Here is a 1,334-nt window from a genome sequence, read left to right as displayed (position 1 = left end):
ACGCTGGGCGCCACAGTGGCAGCCTATGTGATTGCTCTGATCTTTGGGCTGGTGCTGACGCTTCTTCGCCGGACCCGCTTGAAGCCGCTTAAGTGGCTGACAGTCGGCTTTATCGAGTTTGTACGAAGTACGCCGCCTTTGGTCCAGCTGTTTTTCCTGTTTTACGCACTGCCGGAAATTCCGTATATCGGCTTTTCCATGAGTCCGTTTATGACAGGGGCGCTGGGGCTGGGCATTCACTACAGCACGTACGTGTCGGAAATTTACCGTTCGGGGATTGAGTCGATCCCGAAAAGCCAGTGGGAGGCGAGCACAGCGCTGAACTTCTCACGGGCTCAGACCTGGGTGAAGGTCATTTTGCCGCAGGCGATCCCGCCGGTCATTCCGATGCTCGGAAACTATCTGATCGTGCTGTTCAAGGAAACGCCGCTTTTGTCCGCCATCCTTGTTGTGGAAATGCTGCAGACGGCCAAAATTATCGGATCGGAAACATGGCGCTACCTGGAGCCGATCACCATCGTCGGGCTGCTGTTCCTGCTGTTGAGCTATCCATCATCTCTTCTTGTACAGTATGTGGAAAAAAGAGTGAAACACGGAAAAGGAAAACAACAAACGAGTAAAGGAGTGAGCCTGTGATGGCGATACAAGATAGGATCCCGGAAGAACATGCCTCTCCGGAAGCAACTGCCGCTCAGCCGATTGTCCGCTACAGGGATATCCGAAAGTCGTTCGGTGAAGTGGAGGTCCTTAAGGGGCTGGATCTGGACGTGAAGCCAGGGGAAAAAATTACGATCATCGGCCCGAGCGGATCCGGGAAAACGACCATTATCCGTATGCTCATGACACTGGAACAGCCGACATCCGGCATCATTGAAGTCGAAGGAGAGCCGCTTTGGCATGAAGAGGTCAAGGGAGAGCTCGTCCCTGCCGGAGAGAAACATTTGCGCAAAGTCCGCGGAAAAATCGGCATGGTGTTTCAACAGTACAACCTGTTCCCGCATATGACTATATTAAAGAATGTGACAGAAGCGCCTATTCATGTATTGGGCATGCCAAAGCAGGAAGCAAAGGAGCGGGCCCTGGAAATGCTGGAAAAAGTGGGGCTCAAAGACCATGTGAACAAATATCCGCTCCAGCTCTCGGGCGGGCAGCAGCAGCGCGTGGCGATTGCCAGGGCACTTGTCATGCAGCCGAAAGTGATGCTGTTTGACGAAGTGACCTCCGCTCTGGACCCCGAGCTGGTCGGGGAAGTGCTTAATGTCATCAAGGACATCGCCCATACGAGCAATATGACGATGATTTTGGTAACACATGAAATGGATTTTGCCCGTGAG

2 protein-coding genes are annotated in these 1,334 nt (G+C 53.1%); both read left to right on the top strand.

Annotated elements, in window-relative coordinates; translation table 11 throughout:
• A partial coding sequence (ehuD, locus tag ACFSCZ_RS17700; RefSeq protein WP_380775835.1) for an ectoine/hydroxyectoine ABC transporter permease subunit EhuD occupies positions 1–636 on the top strand: 636 nt, incomplete at its 5' end.
• Positions 636–1,334, top strand: a 699-nt coding sequence (locus ACFSCZ_RS17695) for an amino acid ABC transporter ATP-binding protein (protein ID WP_380775833.1), incomplete at its 3' end; no start/stop codon positions are given. The genes ehuD and ACFSCZ_RS17695, both read left to right, overlap by 1 nt.

Source organism: Siminovitchia sediminis (assembly GCF_042680885.1).
GTDB classification, from domain to species: domain Bacteria; phylum Bacillota; class Bacilli; order Bacillales; family Bacillaceae_C; genus Siminovitchia; species Siminovitchia sediminis.
This window is presented reverse-complemented; position numbering and strand designations above follow the sequence as displayed.